The organism is Mucilaginibacter sp. OK098, from assembly GCF_900142915.1.
GTDB lineage: Bacteria > Bacteroidota > Bacteroidia > Sphingobacteriales > Sphingobacteriaceae > Mucilaginibacter.
This window is the reverse complement of sequence record NZ_FRCM01000011.1, coordinates 98,345-116,169: the sequence shown is the minus strand read 5'-3', so window position 1 is coordinate 116,169 and position 17,825 is coordinate 98,345. Positions and strand designations below refer to the sequence as shown.

Below are 17,825 nucleotides of genomic sequence, written 5' to 3'. Positions count from 1 at the left end.
TGTAAAACCCTACCTTCGTAAATATGGGAAGCACTGCTGAAGAATTCTTGGTTACCTCGGAAGATAAGGCTTTTGACATGGATCATCGCCGTATTATCAATTACAATATTGGTAAGTATGATACTGCTGTAGATAAAGGATTATCAAGGATCATAAACCTCGAAAACACCAAGCGCAAGGCACATGTGATCAAATGGAAGGTGATGGAGAACCTGGACAAGATCCTGCCGGAGTTTGAAGCCAATTTCCAAAAACGCGGTGGTAAAGTGATCTGGGCAAATGATGCCGAAGAAGCTAACCGCGAGATCCTTAATATTATAAAAAAAGCTGGTGCAAAAACCGTTGTAAAATCAAAATCAATGGTTACCGAAGAAATTCACATGAATGAATTTCTGGAACACCATCACATCGAATCATTAGAAACCGATCTTGGCGAATATATTGTGCAATTGTTAGGGCAAAGGCCTTATCATATTGTTACGCCCGCCATGCACCTATCAAAAGAAGACATTGCAAAGCTGTTTCATGAAAAATTTGGCACCCCGCTTGATTTTACGCCCGAACAGCTTACCCAAAAAGCCCGCGAGCTGCTGCGCGATAAATATGTGCAGGCCGATGTTGGCATAACCGGCGCTAATTTTTTAATTGCCGATACCGGCAGCATAGCCATAACTGAAAACGAAGGAAATGCGCGTTTAAGCACATCGTTCCCTAAAATACATATTGCAGTTGTGGGAATAGAGAAGATCATCCCCACCATGGCTGACCTCGACCTGTTTTGGCCGATGCTTGCAACACATGGCACGGGGCAAAACTTAACGGTTTATAACACCATTTTAAGCGGTCCACGCCAGGCTGAGGAAACTGACGGGCCTGATGAAATGTATGTGGTGCTGCTTGATAACGGGCGCACCAACCTGCTTGCCCAAAAGGAGCAGCGCCAGGCTTTATACTGCATTCGTTGCGGCGCCTGCCTTAATGCCTGCCCTGTGTATAAGAACATAGGCGGCCATACTTATGAAACCACCTACAGCGGGCCTATCGGCTCCATTATAACCCCGCATATGGCCGGCATGGAAGAGTTTAAGCATTTAAGCTATGCCTCAAGCCTTTGCGGAAAGTGTACTGAAGTGTGCCCTGTGAAAATTGAAATCCATAAAATGCTGCTGCTTAACCGCCGTGATGCCGTGCAGGAGCACCTTGTTACTACAAAAGAACAATGGGGCTGGTCGCTTTGGAAAAAAGGAATGCTTAGCCGTAAGCTCACAGATTTTTTGAGCGGTAAAACAAAAAACATTATGCTCCGCACTTTCTTCAAAAAAACCTGGGGCCATTATAAAGAAATGCCAAAAGTTGCAGAAAAATCCTTCAGCACAATGTTTAAGGAACAAAACGGAATTAAAGATTAGTCAAATTACCGGTTCTGGAAAACCCCGGCTATCTTGTCAACATCCGTGACCACTATGCATTATCACGGAGTTACTTCTTCAGTACTCCCCCATGCAATCACGTTTTGGATCAAAGAAAAGGGCTGTAAAGCTTTCAACCTCTACAACCCTTAAACCTTTTATAACTTATTAAAACCTTACGCTACCATCATTTGGTTAACCAGCGCGCTCATATCTGTGCGGTTACCGCTTAGCTTCGAAATCAGGTTACTTAAGCCAAAATCTATATTCTTTGCATCTTTTGACTCCTTAACCAGCTCGGCCATAACAGGTGTTATCAGCGAGTTAGCTGCAAATAAAGCCGAATCCGGCGCAATGCCGTAAAAATTATTCAGCTTGTTGGCAAATTTATTTATTATGCTTGATACCAGCGAGTTATTATAAATCCCCGAAAATTGAAAAAATTTGATCAGCTCCTTTATCTTACCCGTTTCCAGCTGGTTTTTTAAAACCTCGATAATAGAACTTGAAGCCTCGTTGATCACCGCTTCATGATATTTTACAGGGATCGCAGGATTGTCGATAACAGCCGTCCCGGCGTTATTTTTGACAAGCATAAACAGTTTTTCAAACATCGTATAGTGTAGTTAAAGCAGATTAATAATTTGATAAAAAAACTCGATTTATTTATTACCAACGCAAATATATCAAATAATTATTTTGAGTTTCAAAATAATATACAAATTTTGTTAAAAATATGACAATTGGCTTATTGTAAAACAAACACTATGCATGGTGTGTTTAAGTAACACTATTAAGTCACAATTTTTAGATTAAAATAACACTTCGATGTCATACTTTTAGGTTTTAATACCGCTCTAAGTATTTAACTTATTACTTTTGCTTAAAACCATTTCAATTATGCTGCCAAACACCGATTTTACCACCACCCAGTCATACAAATACCTGGCTGACCATTACATTGATATTGTATCAAAAAGCTTAAAAGAGCTGTTTGAAATTGACAATCAACGCTTTACTAAGTTTTCACTGCAATTTGAAGACATTTTACTTGACTATTCAAAAAACCGCATTGATGAGCAAACTGTAGCTTTGTTGATGCAACTAGCCAGGGAGTGTTCAGTAAATAAGGCAATTGAAGCCATGTTTAGCGGCGAAATAATCAACGTTACTGAGGGCAGGCCGGTGCTGCATATTGCCCTGCGCAATCGCAGCAATACACCTATTTATGTTGAGGGAAAAGATGTAATGCCTGATGTAAACCACGTGCTTGAACATATGAAAACTTTTAGCGAAGCCATCATTTCAGGTACATGGAAAGGCTATACAGGCAAAACAATAACTGATGTGGTGAACATTGGGATAGGCGGATCAGACCTGGGGCCGGTAATGGTTACTGAAGCTTTAAAGGCTTACAAAAACCATCTTAACATGCACTTTGTTTCAAATGTGGATGGTACGCACATAGTGGAGACTTTAAAAGGCCTCAGCCCTGAAACTACGCTGTTCCTGATAGCATCAAAAACTTTCACCACGCAGGAAACCATGGGCAATGCCCATAGCGCCCGCGACTGGTTTATTGCAGGCGGTGGTAAGGATGCTGATGTGGCTAAACATTTTGCAGCGCTTTCAACCAATACGGAAGGTGTTGCTAAATTTGGCATCGATACTAAAAACATGTTTGAGTTTTGGGACTGGGTTGGCGGTCGTTATTCTTTATGGAGCGCAATTGGTTTATCAATAGCATTAAGCATAGGATATGACAACTTTACCCAGCTTTTAGATGGCGCTCATGCTATGGATAATCATTTTAAATCAACCGAGCTTGAACAAAATTTGCCGGTAACATTAGCTTTAGTTGGCATTTGGTATAATAACTTTTTCGAGGCAGAAACAAATGCTATTTTACCTTACGACCAATATATGCACCGCTTTGCCGCTTATTTTCAGCAGGGCGATATGGAAAGCAATGGCAAACATGTTGACCGTAACGGAAAGCCTGTTGATTACCAAACAGGCCCTATAATTTGGGGTGAGCCCGGAACCAATGGCCAGCATGCATTTTATCAATTAATTCACCAGGGAACAAAACTGATCCCCTGCGATTTTATAGCACCGGCGCAATCACATAATCCCCTGGGCGAGCATCACAATATGCTGCTCTCAAACTTCTTTGCACAAACAGAAGCTTTGATGAATGGTAAAACCCGCGAGGTAGTTGTTGATGAACTGAAAAAAGCTGGTAAAACCGAAGAAGAAATAGAAAAGATAGCGCCGTTTAAAGAGTTTGAAGGCAACAGGCCAACAAACTCTATCTTGTTAAAGAAAATAACGCCACACAGCCTGGGTTCGCTAATAGCCATGTATGAGCACAAGATATTTGTACAGGGAATTATCTGGAACATTTATAGCTTTGACCAATGGGGGGTGGAGCTTGGCAAGCAACTGGCCGGGAAGATCTTGCCCGAGCTAAAAGATAACAACGAAGTGAATACGCATGATTCATCAACTAATGGATTGATCAATCAATATAAAGCATGGCGCTAGGCCTCACCCCCCGAAAAGGGAGTTTTTTAAAAGTATGATTATAAAAAGTGCCCGGAGTATTCCGGGCATTTATGTTTAATACTATTGCCAACGAGTTCATCTCCAATTTTCAATGATAATAATGTAGAAAAAAGCGAAAGATAAATCCATTGTCCTCCCTGCTTAGTCTTATCAATTTCTTCCCAATTTTCTTCTTACTTTTACAGCCAACCAATACGCCTTAAATGAGCAAACCCTTTAATCGCCCCATTCGTGTTTTAGTTGCCAAGGTAGGGCTTGACGGCCATGACCGTGGTGCACGTATAATTGCTACTTCCCTGCGTGATGCGGGTATGGAAGTTATTTATACCGGCCTGCGCCAAACGCCCGAGATGGTGGTAAACACAGCCTTGCAGGAAGATGTTGATGCTATTGGCATCTCTATTCTTTCAGGCGCTCATATGACGGTTTTCCCAAAGATCATCAACCTCATTAAACAAAAAGGGATGGACGATGTGCTGCTAACCGGTGGCGGCATCATCCCGCAGGATGATATGGACGCGCTTAAACAGATAGGTGTGGGCGAGCTTTTTCCGCCGGGCACCACTACACATGATATTGTTAAATATATAACCGACTGGGTGCATCAGCACCGTAATTTCTAAGCCTGCCCATTATGGTATTCCAAAATTTACTGATAGAAAATAAAGAACGCATCCGCTATATTATTATCAATCGCGAAAGCAAACTGAATGCGCTTAACAAGGCCACCCTTGCCGATTTGCATGCTGCAATTACCGACGCCTTTAATAGCCCGGCAGTGGGCGGCATTATTATAACAGGTGCAGGGCAAAAAGCTTTTGTTGCCGGGGCCGATATCGCCGAATTTGTTGAACTTGATGCCGAAGGCGGTCGCTTGTTGGCACAACATGGACAAGCAACCGTTTTCGACCTGATAGAGAATGGCAACAAGCCTATTATAGCAGCAGTTAATGGTTTTGCTTTGGGAGGGGGATTAGAGTTGGCCATGGCCTGCCACATCCGTGTAGCTTCTGATAATGCCAAAATGGGTTTGCCTGAGGTTACTTTAGGATTAGTGCCGGGATATGGAGGTACACAACGCTTAACGCAACTTGTTGGTAAAGGAAAAGCTTTGGAAATGATAATGACCGCCGATATGATAACTGCTACCGAAGCGCATGAATACGGCTTGGTAAACCATGTAGTAAGCCAGGAAGAGCTATTGGCTAAAGCTGAAGAGATTTTAAATAAGATCCTTTTACGGGCCCCATTGGCCATTGCATCAGCAATAAAAGCAGTAAATGCAGGCACACCTGATGGTGTGAATGGCTTTGAAACTGAGATTGAAGAGTTTGGAAAATGCTTCGGAACCCAGGATTTTAAAGAAGGTGTGGCAGCCTTTTTAGCAAAGAGAAAGCCGGATTTTAAAGGAAAATAGCAGCAATTATTTGGATAGCATATGATCCTGCTTTAGGATGAATGCCCGGGCAACCTGTTTGCACTTTAAATAATTAAACCATCCGTTAAAAGGAGAAACACTGCTGTATTTAATTATTGAGGTAATATTAAGGTATACATCTTAATCATCAAATAAAATTGTAATTACCCGGCTATTCGTGTTATATTTTGAATTTGTGCTGTATTTTATATCCCTGATAATATTTTGCCCGGAATCTTTTATTTCAAGATCATCAAACAGTTCATTAAAGGACGACAGGATATTTTTACGGTTACTATTTATATCATTTCCCGGAATTTTTACCAATTTATCCATTAATAACAGGTTGGCAAACATCCAGATAGTAATGGCTGCGGTTATACCAATTAAGGGTATGGCATTATCAAAACCATTATTAAGTAGAATGCCTATAACGACGACAATTACTGTTAACCCGATAAACCAAGTAAACAGGCGGTCAAATATTGAGGAGTCCCCCTCGTTGTAAACAAGTTTTTTGCGTTCGATGCTTTTATTAAAATCAACTGATGGAATTGGCATGAATAGGAATATTTGCGTTAAATATAACGTTTTAAGCCATTTATTACAACTCTCTTTCGGCTACAAAAAGTGCCTTTTCAGTATAAAAAATGAGATAAAAATTACAAAACTGACTAAAACTACAAATAGGTCAAAAATTAATTCACTGTTAATCAAACGATTGAATAATCGTGACAATAGGATGAAAAATCGTGTTAATTTGTGCTGTTACTTTGTTCCGTGTTTATAAAAACACAACAATTTAATAACACATATAGTCATGAAAAGTACATTAAAAATTTCAGCTTTAATTTTAGCTTTCGCCGGTTTAACACTGGGCGCAAAAGCACAAACATCAACCACATCTACTACCAAAACTTCAACTTCATCAAACGGGGTAATTTTAAGCATAGGCGTTGACGCGGGGATCCCGACAGGTAAATTATCAGATTCTTACAACTGGAACATTGGTGGTTCAGTACAGGCAGACCTGCCTATTGCACAAAACTTGTTTGTTACTGTTAACGCAGGTTATAACAGCATACAAGGCAAAAAGAACGTAGCAGGTTCAGGCCTTGACGCTACCAACATTCAATTGTTACCAGTAAAAGCCGGTTTAAAATACTTTGTTGTACCTCACTTTTATGTACAGGGTGAAGCCGGTGCTGCTTTTGCTTTAAACAAATCTGATGTTGGTTTTGATAAATCAGCAGCATTTGTTTATGCTCCGCAGATTGGTTACCAGTTCCCGATTGGTGGCAAAAACTTTATTGATGCAGGTGTAAGGTACGAAGCTTCAACTAAATTCAACAGCAATATTGATGACAGCAAAGTAAATTTCTTTGGGTTACGTGTTGCTTATGCTTTTGGACTATAATTAAGAAGCGAGAGATCAAGATGCAAGAATCAAGAGTTTGAGAATCAAGATAAATTAAACAATTAGTTTTCTGTCCTGATTCCTGACTCTTGCAATCCTGACTCTCTTCCCCTAAACATCTACCTATAAAAAAGGAGGCCGAAAGCCTCCTTTTTTTGGTTTGTATAACTTTTTATCATTCAAAAACGTATGATGGTATTAAATTTATAAATTAGCGGACTAACACGTTATTTAACCTGATAAAAAGCTCCTTTATTAATAAACAGTAATTGCTTTATGAAGAAAATACTCATCATTGATGATGAAGTTAATGTTGCGTTATTACTTTCAAAGTTTTTAACGCGTAATGGCTTTGATGTAACTACGGCATCAACCGGTAGTATTGGTATGGAGTATCTGAAAAACGGAGATTTTAACCTGGTACTATGTGATTTCAGGCTGGAGGATACCGATGGGCGCGAAATGCTTAAAAACATCAAAACGCAATATCCTAAAACCGGGGTGATCATCATCACCGGCTACTCTGATATTAAAATGGCCGTCGAACTAATAAAGATGGGGGCTTACGATTATATTACGAAGCCTTTATACCCCGACGAAATTTTAAATACCATTACCAAAGCTATAGAAACACATTATGCTTTGGTTGAAGATAAGGCGGAGCCTGTAAGTAACGACAGATCGAGCCGCGAAAGTAAAAAGCAGGTTTTTGCTAATGAATTTGTAACCGGCACCAGTAAGGTATCCAAAGAGCTCACAAGGCAGATTGAACTGGTTGCGCCAACCAATTACAGCGTTATTATATTAGGCGAAAGCGGTACGGGTAAAGAATCGGTTGCAAAAAGCATCCATTTAAACAGTCCGCGCTATAACCAGCCATTTATCGCAATGGACTGCGGTTCGCTTACCAAAGAGCTTGCGGCAAGCGAATTTTTCGGCCACGAAAAGGGATCATTTACCGGTGCTTTATATACCAAGATTGGGCATTTTGAAATGGCTAATGGCGGCACTTTGTTTTTAGATGAAGTAGGTAACCTATCATACGAGATCCAGGCCGCCCTGCTAAGAACCGTGCAGGAACGAAAAGTAAAAAGAATAGGCAGCACAAAAGAAATTAACCTTGATGTGCGTATTATTATAGCTACAAATGAGAACCTGCAGGACGGGATCCAGAAAGGAAAGTTCAGGGAAGACCTATACCATCGCTTTAATGAGTTCAGCATATTTATCCCCCCTCTGCGCGATCGCGGAAATGATATAATGTTGCTTGCAGATCATTTTTTAAAGATCGCCAACCATGAGCTTGGTCGTAATGTGAATTCATTCTCGCCCGAGGTAGTTGAAAGCTTTATGAATTACCGATGGCAGGGTAACATCCGTGAGATGAAAAACGTGGTACGCCGGGCTACCCTCCTTACCGAAGGCAATGAAATAACCATGAAGGCCCTGCCGCTGGAAATTTCGAACTTTAAAATGCCGGTATATGATTATACACCTGTTGCCGAAATACATGAAATAAAGGAAAACAGGCACGATTTAAAAAATGCAGCCCTTGAGGCCGAATATGAAACTATATTAAGAGTATTAAGGGAAGTTAATTTCAATAAAACCAGAGCTGCCGAAATATTAAACATTGACCGCAAAACTTTGTATAATAAAATGAAGGCTATTAATATTAAGTGATATGAAGGGATCTGCAAATGTTCAAAAAACACAATCCGCAGGCGTTAATAATCAGGCAATGCGGGCATTAAAGCATGATGTTAAAAATCAGCTTTCAAATATTTTACTTGCCATTGAGCAGCTGCGTTACGAGATTCCCGAACCCTCAGCCGATTGCATCTTCTACCTTGACTCCATATCACTTAGTTCGGCTAAGATTGATGGGTTGCTGCGGGAAGTGGAGTGAGGGAAGTCCGAAAGTCGGAAAAGCCCGGAAGTCAGGAAGAAGCTGCAAACTAAAGAGTCGAAGATAGGTATGTGTTAGCATTGCAACTTTTCAATGTTAACACATTTCAACAAAAACTCCCTATTCAACCCAATCAACTAATTTATTCCCCCCTCTACAAAACATTTTCCTCCCCCTGCGTTTATAAAGTATAATTTAGGCCTTAATGTCAATTTTTAACTATAAGCAGCGTAATAATATTATACTCACAGCTATTGTAATACTTGGCTGTTTTTTGGTTTATGCCCTAAGCGGGCTGTTCAGTTCCATTTTGGGAGCCATTGTTCTTTTCACCATATTTCGCCCTATTTACCTGCATTTTGTCGAAAATAAAGGCTGGAACAAAACGCTGGTTACCGTAATGATCATTTTAACATCACTTATAGTGATCATTATCCCCCTGATGGCATTGAGCATCATGGTGGTGGGGAAAATAGGGAGCATTAATAAAGATTCATTTAATTTGCAGGAGTGGGTTACAAAAATTGACGATTATGCCGGGTATAACTTTAACCAGCCGCATATCGCCGAAAATACACTTCAAAAGCTGGGCGCTTATGCAACCGAATTGTTCCCCTCTATTTTAGGCAGTGCGGCCCAAATTATAATTACGCTGCTGGTAATGTATTTTCTGCTCTATTTTATGTTCACCCAGATGCGTGAATTTGAAACAGGATTGTTAAAATATGCTCCATTTCGCGAGCAGCATGCTATAAAGTTTGCCGTTGCTTTACGTAACTCCACCTATTCAAATGTATTGGGCCAGGGTATAATTGCATTAACACAGGGAACCCTGCTGGCTAACGGTTTCTGGATCTTTGGCATCCCTGATCCTATTTTTTGGGGCGTTATAGGCACCTTTATATCATTTTTACCTGTTGTTGGGGCGCCTACCTTAACCATACCGGCCGGTATTATTTTAATAGCCGGCGGGCATAGTTTAAAGGGTATTTTACTAATGGCTTACGGCTTGCTGTTCATCGGAAATATTGATAATGTGTTAAGGATGATAATTAACAAACGGGTGGGCAATACGCATCCAATCATATCAATCATAGGGGTTTTTATAGGGATCCCGCTTTTTGGAATTTTGGGGTTGGTGTTCGGTCCATTATTATTATCCTACTTTTTATTATTATTGGAGATCTATGAAACCAACCGCATGGCAGCCGACAGGCTTGAAAGGATAAGGACGGGGCCAGATGGGTGATTAGTTGATAGCGGATGGTTCATAGTTAATGGTAGCTTCGGTTTCGGCTACGATACCATTAACTTTTTACTATGAACCATCAACTATGAACCATGAACTGCCTATATTTGTAATTACGGGCAATTGAACGACAAAAAGTCCGTTTGGTAACATTTGGCAAGATATTTAATCATAATCAAAACAATTATCCAACTTAAAAATTTATAGTATATGAACGATAACTCAAAAGTATTTGTCGCATTGCTGGTAGGGCTGGCGGCAGGAGCGGCACTAGGCATATTATTTGCGCCCGATAAAGGCGTCGAAACACGTGATAAACTTGCCGAATCATTAAAAAACCTCGGCGATTCTATTAAAGAAACAGCTTCGGCCGAAATTGAAAATCTTATTAATTTAAAGGATAAGGTTGTTGATAACATTAAATCAAAGATCAGCAGCGCCGAAGAAGAATACCAGGATGACCTGGAACATGCATAAATTAAGTCATGAGTCTTAAGCCGGAAGTCATTAGTAAATATTTACTGACTTCCGACTTTTGGCTATGGACTATAGACTAAAAAAATGGAAGCCGAAAAAGAAACAACGACACCGCCACCTATTATTGATCAGCTAAGAGATTATGCTGAAACACGTATTAAGCTGGCAAAGTACCAGGCCATTGAAGGCGGCACATCAATTGCGGCGGGCCTTATTGCCGATGTTGCTGTTTTTATAAGTATGGTATTGGCATTCATGTTCGCTAGTTTTACTTTAGCATTTTTGTTGGGTAGTTTATTTGGCGCCACCTGGATTGGATTTGGATGTGTTGCCGCTATTTACTTAATAATTGCACTGGTTGTAAAAGCATATAAGCAAAAAATGGAGAAACCGATTGTTAACGCAATTATTGGTAAAATTTTCAAAAACTAACAAAATGGACATGCCTATAAAAAATATTGACGATTTGCGGAGCGAGATCTATCGTTTAAAGGAATTGGAGCAGGAGCAAAGTGTAGCAATTGGCATGCGTTTTAATAGTCTTTCCGCTACCCTTTCAACCTTATATTCATTATTTCCAAAAATAGCGGGCATTAATGGCGAAAGAGCCAAAGGTTTTTTTGAACAGGACATTGTTGGTTTAATATCCAGGTTTGTTTTGCCTTTTATGCTTAATAAAACCATTTTCAAAAATTCTAATTTCCTTATAAAATCTTTGGTGGGCCTTATCTCACAAAAAGCTTCGCACTTTATATCTGAAGAATCTATTATGGCTCTTTGGGATAAAATTAAATTTCTTTTTGCCGCCAAAGAAAAAAAGGAGAAAAAAGAAAAAAGAGGAAAAAATCCTGAACGTAATAGCATCCCCCCTTTAAGCGAAACGTATTAGGCAAATCACGGGCGTGTAGTGAAAAGTCTTTAGTTTGAGCAATGATTTAATACTTATTTATTGACTTAATACTAAAAACGTATATTCGAATAAAAATTTATTCGATGAATGCTTATCTCATAATCAAAGAACTTCACTCCGGATTCAGGTATATCGTATTTATATTGGTACTTGTTGCCATTATACAATCATTACTTGGCTGGCTTGGCCAAAAACCTTATACGCCACTTAACCGCAAGATCAATTTATTTGCCCTTATATCGGCGCACACACAATTGCTAATCGGCATTGTACTATTTTTCATGAGTCCACTTGTTGCGTTTAACAGTGATACCATGAAAAATGAAGTTACCCGTTATTTTACCGTTGAGCATTGGGTAGGGATGATCATTGCCATTGTTTTAATAACAATTGGTCATAGCAAATCAAAAAAGATAATATTGCCCGAGAGCAAACACCGTACTGTGGCAATATACTATATCATAGCGTTTTTAATAATTGTGGCGACTATAATGGCCGGTCATTTGCCTGTTTTAGGTTCATGATCATAAAAAAATGCAGAAAAAATTTGCTAATTCAATTTTCTTTATAAATTTGTGACCGTAATGATCAACATCAATCATACTAACAGCTGGTGGCACCAATTAATTTTGGCAGCCGGCTAACTTTTTGATCTGATCGATTAATCAATTGTAAACCTAAATAGGAAACCCGGCGAACCTCATTCGCTGGGTTTTTTTGTTTTAAGGCATTTTTAAAGAACATGAAGAAATATAAAATTATAACAACACAAAAAAAACTGCTTGCCGATACTACAACACCGGTTAGCATCTACCTGCGCCTGCGTGATGTTTTCCCGAACTCCCTGCTGCTGGAAAGCTCGGATTATCACAGCCGCGAAAACAGCATGAGCTACGTTTGCTGCGAACCGATAAGCGGCTTTGTTTTGAATGATGGGGCACTTAAGGTAACCTATCCGGATAGCGGTGTAGAAAACTTTGCTCCCGGCAGCTTTGACCTGATCAGCAAGATCAATGAATTTATTGCCAGCTTTGAAACTAACCCCATCCCGGGTAAAATAATATCAAATGGCATCTTCGGCTATTTTACACATGAAGCGGTGGAACATTTTGAAACCATCGTATTGAAGCAAAGTGCTGATACCGCCCGCAAGATCCCGGTTATGCAATACCATATTTACAGGTATATTATCGCCATTGATCACTTTAAAAATGAGCTTTATATTTTCCATAACCAGCCCGAAGGCGAAGCAGACAATAACGGCCTCGAAAAATTAGCCGACCTGATCCGAAACAAAAACTTCCCTGAATATCATTTTGAAAGTAAGGACCAAGAACGATCAAACCTTACCAATGAAGAGTTTATGGCGGTGGTTGAAAAAATGAAGCAGCATATTTACCGCGGCGATGTATTCCAGATTGTTCCGTCGCGTGGCTTTTCTAAAAAGTTTTTGGGTGATGAATTTAACGTGTACCGCGCACTGCGCTCCATAAATCCATCCCCTTATTTATTTTATTTTGATTATGGCGATTTCAGGATCTTCGGCTCATCACCAGAGGCGCAGATCACTGTAAAAAATGGAGTAGCCAATATATTCCCGATAGCCGGCACCTTTAAGCGCAGCGGCGATGATGAAAAGGATGCCGAAATAGCCCGGCAGCTTGAAAATGATCCAAAGGAATCTGCCGAGCATGTAATGCTGGTTGACCTGGCCCGCAATGACCTGAGCCGCCATTGCGGCGAAGTAGAGGTTAAGGCTTTTAAGGAAGTTCAATACTATTCGCACCTTATCCACCTTGTATCACATGTAAGCGGCAAGTTGCTTCCGGGTGTATCGTCATTTAAAGTAGTTGCCGACACTTATCCGGCAGGCACATTAAGCGGTGCACCAAAATACCGCGCCATGGAGATTATCGATGAAAACGAAAAAACCAAGCGTAGCTTTTACAGCGGGGCAATAGGCTTTTTGGGCTTTAACGGCGATTTTAACCATGCCATTATGATCCGATCGTTTTTGAGCAAAAACAGCACCCTCCATTACCAGGCAGGTGCGGGCATAGTTGCCGGCTCAATTGCCGAAAGCGAATTAAAAGAAGTTGATAATAAGATAGCTGCGTTGAGGAAAGCGATAGAATTGGCAGAGGAGCTTTGAAGAAGTTGGCAGTTTTGAGTGTGTAGTTGGCAGTAGAAAACAGCCGTTGAAAGGCGGCTCCATCGGAGCCAAATATTGGTAGAAAAAACATAACAAAATATAGCCGTGCCGTAGGTACGGAACCTGGATGATGTGTAGGTGGAGGAGTATCAAAAAACAAGATAATGGACAACAAGATTTTAATAATTGACAATTACGATTCATTCACCTATAACCTGGTGCATTTGGTTAACGAGATTGGTTTACAATGCGAGGTGTGGAGGAACGATAAATTTAATATTGATGATGTGGCCGCTTATGACCGCATTATCCTTTCGCCGGGCCCTGGCATTCCAAGCGAGGCCGGGTTGCTGCTGGAGGTAATTGAAAAGTACGCGCCAACAAAAAGTATCTTTGGCGTATGCCTTGGTCAGCAGGCAATAGCCGAGGTTTTTGGCGGAAAGCTTTATAATTTGAGTCAGCCCATGCATGGTATTGCCACACCGATTAAGGTAACCGATAAACAGGAGAAACTTTTTTTTGGCTTGCCTGAAAGTTTTAAAGTAGGCAGGTATCACTCTTGGGTGGTAGATGGAAATGCACTGCCTGATTCATTAACTGTTACTGCAATTGATGAAGCTGATAACTCATTAATGGCATTAAGGCATAAGGAATATGATGTTCGTGGCGTTCAGTTTCACCCGGAATCAATATTGACTGAGTATGGGAAAGAATTAATGCAGAACTGGTTAGCCTAACCCCGTCCCTCTAAAGGGGGGAGTCACGGAAATCGCGTTTAACATTTTAGCCAGCGCGGATTAAACGCAAACCGGTGCCCAATGTAACCTATACCTGTAGTATAGTTTTACGTTGCTGTTCACAGTGAAACAGTGTGAACACGGTGGAACAGCAAACGGTTCGACCCAGCGTATAAAAAGCTTGTTTCTGTATTAATAACGCACTTTTTGCCTTATTTACTACCCTAAAAACGCGAAAACTAAAAGCGATTTCCCTGGGGAGGAATAAGCAGAGGGCTTGTTTAAAAAGATAATTTATAAATTGCAAATCAAAAACTCCCCCGCCAGCTGGCGGGGGTTGGGGGGCCAATGAACATTTTAGATAAAATCGTAATCAACAAAAGGCGCGAAGTACAGGCTGCCAAGGCCCGTACCTCGTATACCAAACTGGAAGAATCAGACTTTTTCCACCGGGAGTGCTATTCATTCAAAGACTTTTTGCTTGATCCCGCACGGACAGGCATTATTGCTGAATTTAAGCGTAAATCGCCGTCAAAAGGAATAATTAATGATAAAGTAAGCGTTAAGGCGGTTACCAACGGGTATGCTGCTGCCGGCGCTTCGGCATTATCCGTTTTAACCGACCGCAATTTTTTTATGGGCAAAAAGGCAGATCTGGTTGCTGCCCGTAATGCAAATACCATCCCGGTATTACGCAAAGACTTTATGATTGATGAGTACCAGGTTATTGAAGCAAAATCATTAGGGGCAGATATTATTCTGCTGATAGCCGCCATCCTTACCCCTGCCGAGATCCAAACACTGGCCTCGCTGGCGAAAAATCTGGGTTTAAATGTACTGTTAGAAGTGCATAACCTGGAAGAACTGGAAAGAAGCATCAACCCAAACCTGGATGCTATAGGTGTAAACAACCGTAACCTGGCTGATTTTACAGTGTCTGTAGAAACTTCATACAAGTTAGCGCCACATATTCCGCCGGAATTTTTAAAGATCTCTGAAAGCGCTATTAGCAACCCGGAGACTATTAAGCAATTAAAAACTGCCGGCTTTAATGGTTTTTTAATTGGCGAGAATTTTATGAAACAGGAAGATCCGGGCGCAGCAATGATGGAGTTTGTGACCGGGATGTAGTGGATGTGCGGATTTTTGATGTGCAGATATGTGGATGCCTGTCAGCTGGATTAATAATCGGGCTACGCTTCATTCATGGCTCTTAAAAATCCTTTTAATCCTTTAATCCTGGTCCAAATTGCTAATTAGCCTTAAATTTCCTATTTTCACGGGATCACATACATTCCTGTAAAATATGAAAAAAACACTTACCCTAGCTTTCATAGCCATAACAGCGGCAGCTATCGCCCAGCAAAAAACCATCAGCGGTTTTTCAGCGGCTTCGGCAGCTAAAGAGTTGCAAACAGAACAAGCTTTTGATGCCTCATTAAGTGCACCACGAATTGGTGAAACCATTAAAGAACTTGCAGGGTTTCCGCATAATTTGGGTTCGCCGGGAAGCAAAGTCGTGGCCGAAAAGATCCTGCAGAAATACAAGAGCTACGGGCTTGACGCACATCTTGAAACTTACACGGTGCTTTTTCCTACCCCAAAAACAAGGGTGCTGGAACTCACCGGTCCAACAAAATATACAGCCTTATTAAAGGAGCCTTCACTAGCCGAAGATGCAACATCAAACCAGGCTAATCAGCTGCCAACTTATAATGCCTGGAGCGCAGATGGCGATGTAACCGCGCAACTGGTTTTTGTAAATTATGGCCTGCCTGACGATTACGAGACGCTTGCCAAGCTGGGCATTGATGTTAAAGGTAAAATTGTAATAGCCAAGTACGGCCGTTCCTGGCGCGGAATAAAGCCTAAAGTAGCGTATGAACATGGTGCTGTGGGCTGCATCATTTACTCAGACCCCAAGGATGATGGTTATACTGCCGGAGATGTGTACCCTAAAGGCGCGTATAAGAACGAATACGGCGTTCAGCGTGGCTCGGTGATGGATATGGTCATCTATCCGGGAGATCCGCTTACACCAGGCGTTGGCGCCACTAAGGATGCCAAACGCTTAGACCGGAAAGACGCCCCAACCATATTGAAGATCCCTGTGCTGCCTATCAGCTATCACGATGCCCAGCCATTACTGGCTGCATTGGATGGCGCTGTAGCCCCGCAGGCTTGGCAAGGTGGCTTACCAATAACCTATCATGTTGGCCCGGGAAAGGCAATGGTACATTTAAAAATGGAGTTTAACTGGGACATGGTGCCCGCTTATGATGTTATAGCAAAAATAAAAGGCACCAAATGGCCTGATGAATGGGTAATGCGTGGCAACCACCATGATGCCTGGGTAAATGGTGCTGGAGACCCTATAAGCGGTCAATCAGCCATGCTTGATGAGGCCAAAGCACTGGGCGATTTGCTAAAAAGCGGCTGGAAACCAAAACGTAGTATTGTTTATTGCTCATGGGATGGCGAGGAACCTGGCTTGATTGGCTCTACAGAATTTGCAGAAGGGCATGATAAGGAACTGCAGGAAAAAGCGGTTGTTTATATTAACTCCGACGGTAACGGGCGTGGGTTTTTAGGAGCAGGCGGTTCACAGGCTTTGGAAGCTTTTATGGACGAGATAACGCAAAACGTAATTGATCCCCAAACCAATGCAAGTGTGTTCGATCGTAAAAAAGCGCATGAGTTAATTAGTGCCTCATCAGTAAAAGATAAAAAAGAAATATTAGACCGAAAGGGTGGCAAATTGGAATCATTGGGTTCGGGGTCTGACTACTCTTCCTTTTTACAACACCTGGGCATCCCAACATTAGATCTGGGCTTTGGCGGAGAAGATGGCGGTGGCGAGTATCATTCAATCTTTGATTCATATGATGATTATCGCCGGTTTAAAGATTCATCATTTAAATATGGCGTTGCTTTAGCACAAACTGCCGGACATGCTGTTTTGCGCATGGCCGATGCCGAACTGCTTCCTTTTGATTTCCGCAACCTGCAAACCACCATTAATAAATATGTTACTGAGTTAAATGAACTGGTTGATAAAATGCGAGAGACCACTGCAATGGATAACCAGCTGATAAAATCAAACGACTTTGCCTTAGCTGCCGATCCAACAAAACATGAGCAGCTTCCGGTTGCAAAGGATAGTGTGCCAAAGCTTGATTTTACCGCTTTAAAAACTGCGGTTGATACCCTTAAAAAAGTTGCTGATAAATTGGCAGCAAACTGGACTGCTGCATCACAAACCAATGGTAATAATGATAAGCTGAACAAACTATTGTACCATGCTGAGCAGCAATTACTATCTGCAGACGGCTTACCCCGCCGCCCATGGTACAGGCATACTATTTATGCCCCTGGTTTTTATACCGGCTATGGCGTAAAAACCCTTCCCGGCATCCGCGAAGCCATTGAACAGCGCAACTGGAAAGAAGCACAAGAGCAGGTGGGCGTTGTAGCAAAAAGTATAAATAATTTAGTGGGGTATTTGGGTAACCCTTTATAATAAGTCCTAAAGGATAAACACACAGAAAGTCAATTATGCCCTATCCTTTGATAATACAAA

18 protein-coding genes are annotated in these 17,825 nt (G+C 41.2%); 16 read left to right on the top strand and 2 right to left on the bottom strand.

From position 1 onward, the window contains the following. The first annotated feature begins 23 nt into the window (after nt 1–23). Complete coding sequence (locus BUE31_RS28655; protein ID WP_073407305.1) at nt 24–1,409, top strand: LutB/LldF family L-lactate oxidation iron-sulfur protein; 1,386 nt, start codon at nt 24–26, stop codon at nt 1,407–1,409. Nucleotides 1,410–1,585: 176 nt separating this feature from the next. On the opposite strand, the gene BUE31_RS28650 is transcribed toward BUE31_RS28655, so the two are convergent. After that, nucleotides 1,586–2,023 carry a hypothetical protein gene (locus BUE31_RS28650; RefSeq protein WP_073407304.1) on the bottom strand — a complete coding sequence of 146 codons (438 nt, stop codon included), beginning with the start codon at nt 2,021–2,023 and terminating at the stop codon, nt 1,586–1,588. Nucleotides 2,024–2,309: 286 nt separating this feature from the next. Between BUE31_RS28650 and pgi the strand changes: the two genes are divergently transcribed. The 3 genes from pgi (at nt 2,310) to BUE31_RS28635 (ending at nt 5,394) form a co-directional block, all read left to right on the top strand. Then, nucleotides 2,310–3,956 (top strand): glucose-6-phosphate isomerase, encoded by a 1,647-nt coding sequence (gene pgi, locus BUE31_RS28645; protein ID WP_073407303.1) that lies wholly within the window; start codon nt 2,310–2,312, stop codon nt 3,954–3,956. 224 nt (nt 3,957–4,180) lie between these two features. Continuing rightward, the gene (locus BUE31_RS28640; RefSeq protein WP_073407302.1) at nt 4,181–4,600 is read left to right on the top strand and encodes a cobalamin B12-binding domain-containing protein; all 420 of its coding nucleotides are present in this window, start codon (nt 4,181–4,183) and stop codon (nt 4,598–4,600) included. Between the two features lie 11 nt (nt 4,601–4,611). Further along, nucleotides 4,612–5,394, top strand: a complete 783-nt coding sequence (locus tag BUE31_RS28635; protein ID WP_073407301.1) for an enoyl-CoA hydratase/isomerase family protein — start codon at nt 4,612–4,614, stop codon at nt 5,392–5,394. Nucleotides 5,395–5,535: 141 nt separating this feature from the next. On the opposite strand, the gene BUE31_RS28630 is transcribed toward BUE31_RS28635, so the two are convergent. Continuing rightward, nucleotides 5,536–5,955 carry a hypothetical protein gene (locus BUE31_RS28630; protein ID WP_073407300.1) on the bottom strand — a complete coding sequence of 140 codons (420 nt, stop codon included), beginning with the start codon at nt 5,953–5,955 and terminating at the stop codon, nt 5,536–5,538. A 259-nt stretch (nt 5,956–6,214) separates the two neighbouring features. On the opposite strand from BUE31_RS28630, the gene BUE31_RS28625 reads away from it, so the two are divergent. The 12 genes from BUE31_RS28625 to BUE31_RS28565 all read left to right on the top strand — a co-directional run bounded on the left by BUE31_RS28625 (nt 6,215) and on the right by BUE31_RS28565 (nt 17,765). Continuing rightward, the gene (locus tag BUE31_RS28625) at nt 6,215–6,811 is read left to right on the top strand and encodes an outer membrane beta-barrel protein (protein ID WP_073407299.1); all 597 of its coding nucleotides are present in this window, start codon (nt 6,215–6,217) and stop codon (nt 6,809–6,811) included. Between the two features lie 276 nt (nt 6,812–7,087). Next, entirely contained in the window at nt 7,088–8,494 is a 1,407-nt protein-coding gene (locus BUE31_RS28620) for a sigma-54-dependent transcriptional regulator (RefSeq protein WP_073407298.1), read from the top strand. A gap of 1 nt (nt 8,495) precedes the next feature. Continuing rightward, complete coding sequence (locus BUE31_RS28615) at nt 8,496–8,720, top strand: hypothetical protein (protein WP_073407297.1); 225 nt, start codon at nt 8,496–8,498, stop codon at nt 8,718–8,720. A 205-nt stretch (nt 8,721–8,925) separates the two neighbouring features. After that, nucleotides 8,926–9,969: an AI-2E family transporter gene (locus BUE31_RS28610; RefSeq protein WP_073407296.1), complete on the top strand. Its 1,044-nt coding sequence runs from the start codon at nt 8,926–8,928 to the stop codon at nt 9,967–9,969. 210 nt (nt 9,970–10,179) lie between these two features. Further along, complete coding sequence (locus BUE31_RS28605) at nt 10,180–10,446, top strand: YtxH domain-containing protein (RefSeq protein ID WP_073407295.1); 267 nt, start codon at nt 10,180–10,182, stop codon at nt 10,444–10,446. A gap of 84 nt (nt 10,447–10,530) precedes the next feature. Further along, nucleotides 10,531–10,878, top strand: coding sequence for a phage holin family protein (locus tag BUE31_RS28600; RefSeq protein ID WP_073407294.1), 348 nt, complete (start codon nt 10,531–10,533; stop codon nt 10,876–10,878). Nucleotides 10,879–10,888: 10 nt separating this feature from the next. Continuing rightward, on the top strand, nt 10,889–11,335 hold the full coding sequence (locus tag BUE31_RS28595; protein ID WP_234997929.1) for a hypothetical protein: 447 nt from the start codon (nt 10,889–10,891) through the stop codon (nt 11,333–11,335). Between the two features lie 104 nt (nt 11,336–11,439). Continuing rightward, nucleotides 11,440–11,880 carry a cytochrome B gene (locus BUE31_RS28590; protein ID WP_073407293.1) on the top strand — a complete coding sequence of 147 codons (441 nt, stop codon included), beginning with the start codon at nt 11,440–11,442 and terminating at the stop codon, nt 11,878–11,880. Between the two features lie 218 nt (nt 11,881–12,098). Beyond that, nucleotides 12,099–13,508 (top strand): anthranilate synthase component I family protein, encoded by a 1,410-nt coding sequence (locus BUE31_RS28585; RefSeq protein ID WP_073407292.1) that lies wholly within the window; start codon nt 12,099–12,101, stop codon nt 13,506–13,508. A 164-nt stretch (nt 13,509–13,672) separates the two neighbouring features. Further along, a complete protein-coding gene (locus BUE31_RS28580) occupies nt 13,673–14,245 on the top strand; it encodes an anthranilate synthase component II (RefSeq protein WP_073407291.1) in 573 nt (190 codons plus the stop codon). Between the two features lie 348 nt (nt 14,246–14,593). Further along, a complete protein-coding gene (trpC, locus tag BUE31_RS28570) occupies nt 14,594–15,376 on the top strand; it encodes an indole-3-glycerol phosphate synthase TrpC (RefSeq protein ID WP_073407289.1) in 783 nt (260 codons plus the stop codon). A 175-nt stretch (nt 15,377–15,551) separates the two neighbouring features. Beyond that, a complete protein-coding gene (locus BUE31_RS28565; RefSeq protein ID WP_073407288.1) occupies nt 15,552–17,765 on the top strand; it encodes a transferrin receptor-like dimerization domain-containing protein in 2,214 nt (737 codons plus the stop codon). Nucleotides 17,766–17,825: the final 60 nt, after the last annotated feature.

Excerpts from the sequence above, each read along its gene's own strand:
- BUE31_RS28655 (WP_073407305.1), top strand. The coding sequence starts at position 24 with ATGGGAAGCACTGCTGAAGAATTCTTGGTTACCTCGGAAGATAAGGCT.
- BUE31_RS28650 (WP_073407304.1), bottom strand. The coding sequence starts at position 2,023 with ATGTTTGAAAAACTGTTTATGCTTGTCAAAAATAACGCCGGGACGGCT.
- pgi (WP_073407303.1), top strand. The coding sequence starts at position 2,310 with ATGCTGCCAAACACCGATTTTACCACCACCCAGTCATACAAATACCTG.
- BUE31_RS28640 (WP_073407302.1), top strand. The coding sequence starts at position 4,181 with ATGAGCAAACCCTTTAATCGCCCCATTCGTGTTTTAGTTGCCAAGGTA.
- BUE31_RS28635 (WP_073407301.1), top strand. The coding sequence starts at position 4,612 with ATGGTATTCCAAAATTTACTGATAGAAAATAAAGAACGCATCCGCTAT.
- BUE31_RS28630 (WP_073407300.1), bottom strand. The coding sequence starts at position 5,955 with ATGCCAATTCCATCAGTTGATTTTAATAAAAGCATCGAACGCAAAAAA.
- BUE31_RS28625 (WP_073407299.1), top strand. The coding sequence starts at position 6,215 with ATGAAAAGTACATTAAAAATTTCAGCTTTAATTTTAGCTTTCGCCGGT.
- BUE31_RS28620 (WP_073407298.1), top strand. The coding sequence starts at position 7,088 with ATGAAGAAAATACTCATCATTGATGATGAAGTTAATGTTGCGTTATTA.
- BUE31_RS28615 (WP_073407297.1), top strand. The coding sequence starts at position 8,496 with ATGAAGGGATCTGCAAATGTTCAAAAAACACAATCCGCAGGCGTTAAT.
- BUE31_RS28610 (WP_073407296.1), top strand. The coding sequence starts at position 8,926 with ATGTCAATTTTTAACTATAAGCAGCGTAATAATATTATACTCACAGCT.
- BUE31_RS28605 (WP_073407295.1), top strand. The coding sequence starts at position 10,180 with ATGAACGATAACTCAAAAGTATTTGTCGCATTGCTGGTAGGGCTGGCG.
- BUE31_RS28600 (WP_073407294.1), top strand. The coding sequence starts at position 10,531 with ATGGAAGCCGAAAAAGAAACAACGACACCGCCACCTATTATTGATCAG.
- BUE31_RS28595 (WP_234997929.1), top strand. The coding sequence starts at position 10,889 with ATGCCTATAAAAAATATTGACGATTTGCGGAGCGAGATCTATCGTTTA.
- BUE31_RS28590 (WP_073407293.1), top strand. The coding sequence starts at position 11,440 with ATGAATGCTTATCTCATAATCAAAGAACTTCACTCCGGATTCAGGTAT.
- BUE31_RS28585 (WP_073407292.1), top strand. The coding sequence starts at position 12,099 with ATGAAGAAATATAAAATTATAACAACACAAAAAAAACTGCTTGCCGAT.
- BUE31_RS28580 (WP_073407291.1), top strand. The coding sequence starts at position 13,673 with ATGGACAACAAGATTTTAATAATTGACAATTACGATTCATTCACCTAT.
- trpC (WP_073407289.1), top strand. The coding sequence starts at position 14,594 with ATGAACATTTTAGATAAAATCGTAATCAACAAAAGGCGCGAAGTACAG.
- BUE31_RS28565 (WP_073407288.1), top strand. The coding sequence starts at position 15,552 with ATGAAAAAAACACTTACCCTAGCTTTCATAGCCATAACAGCGGCAGCT.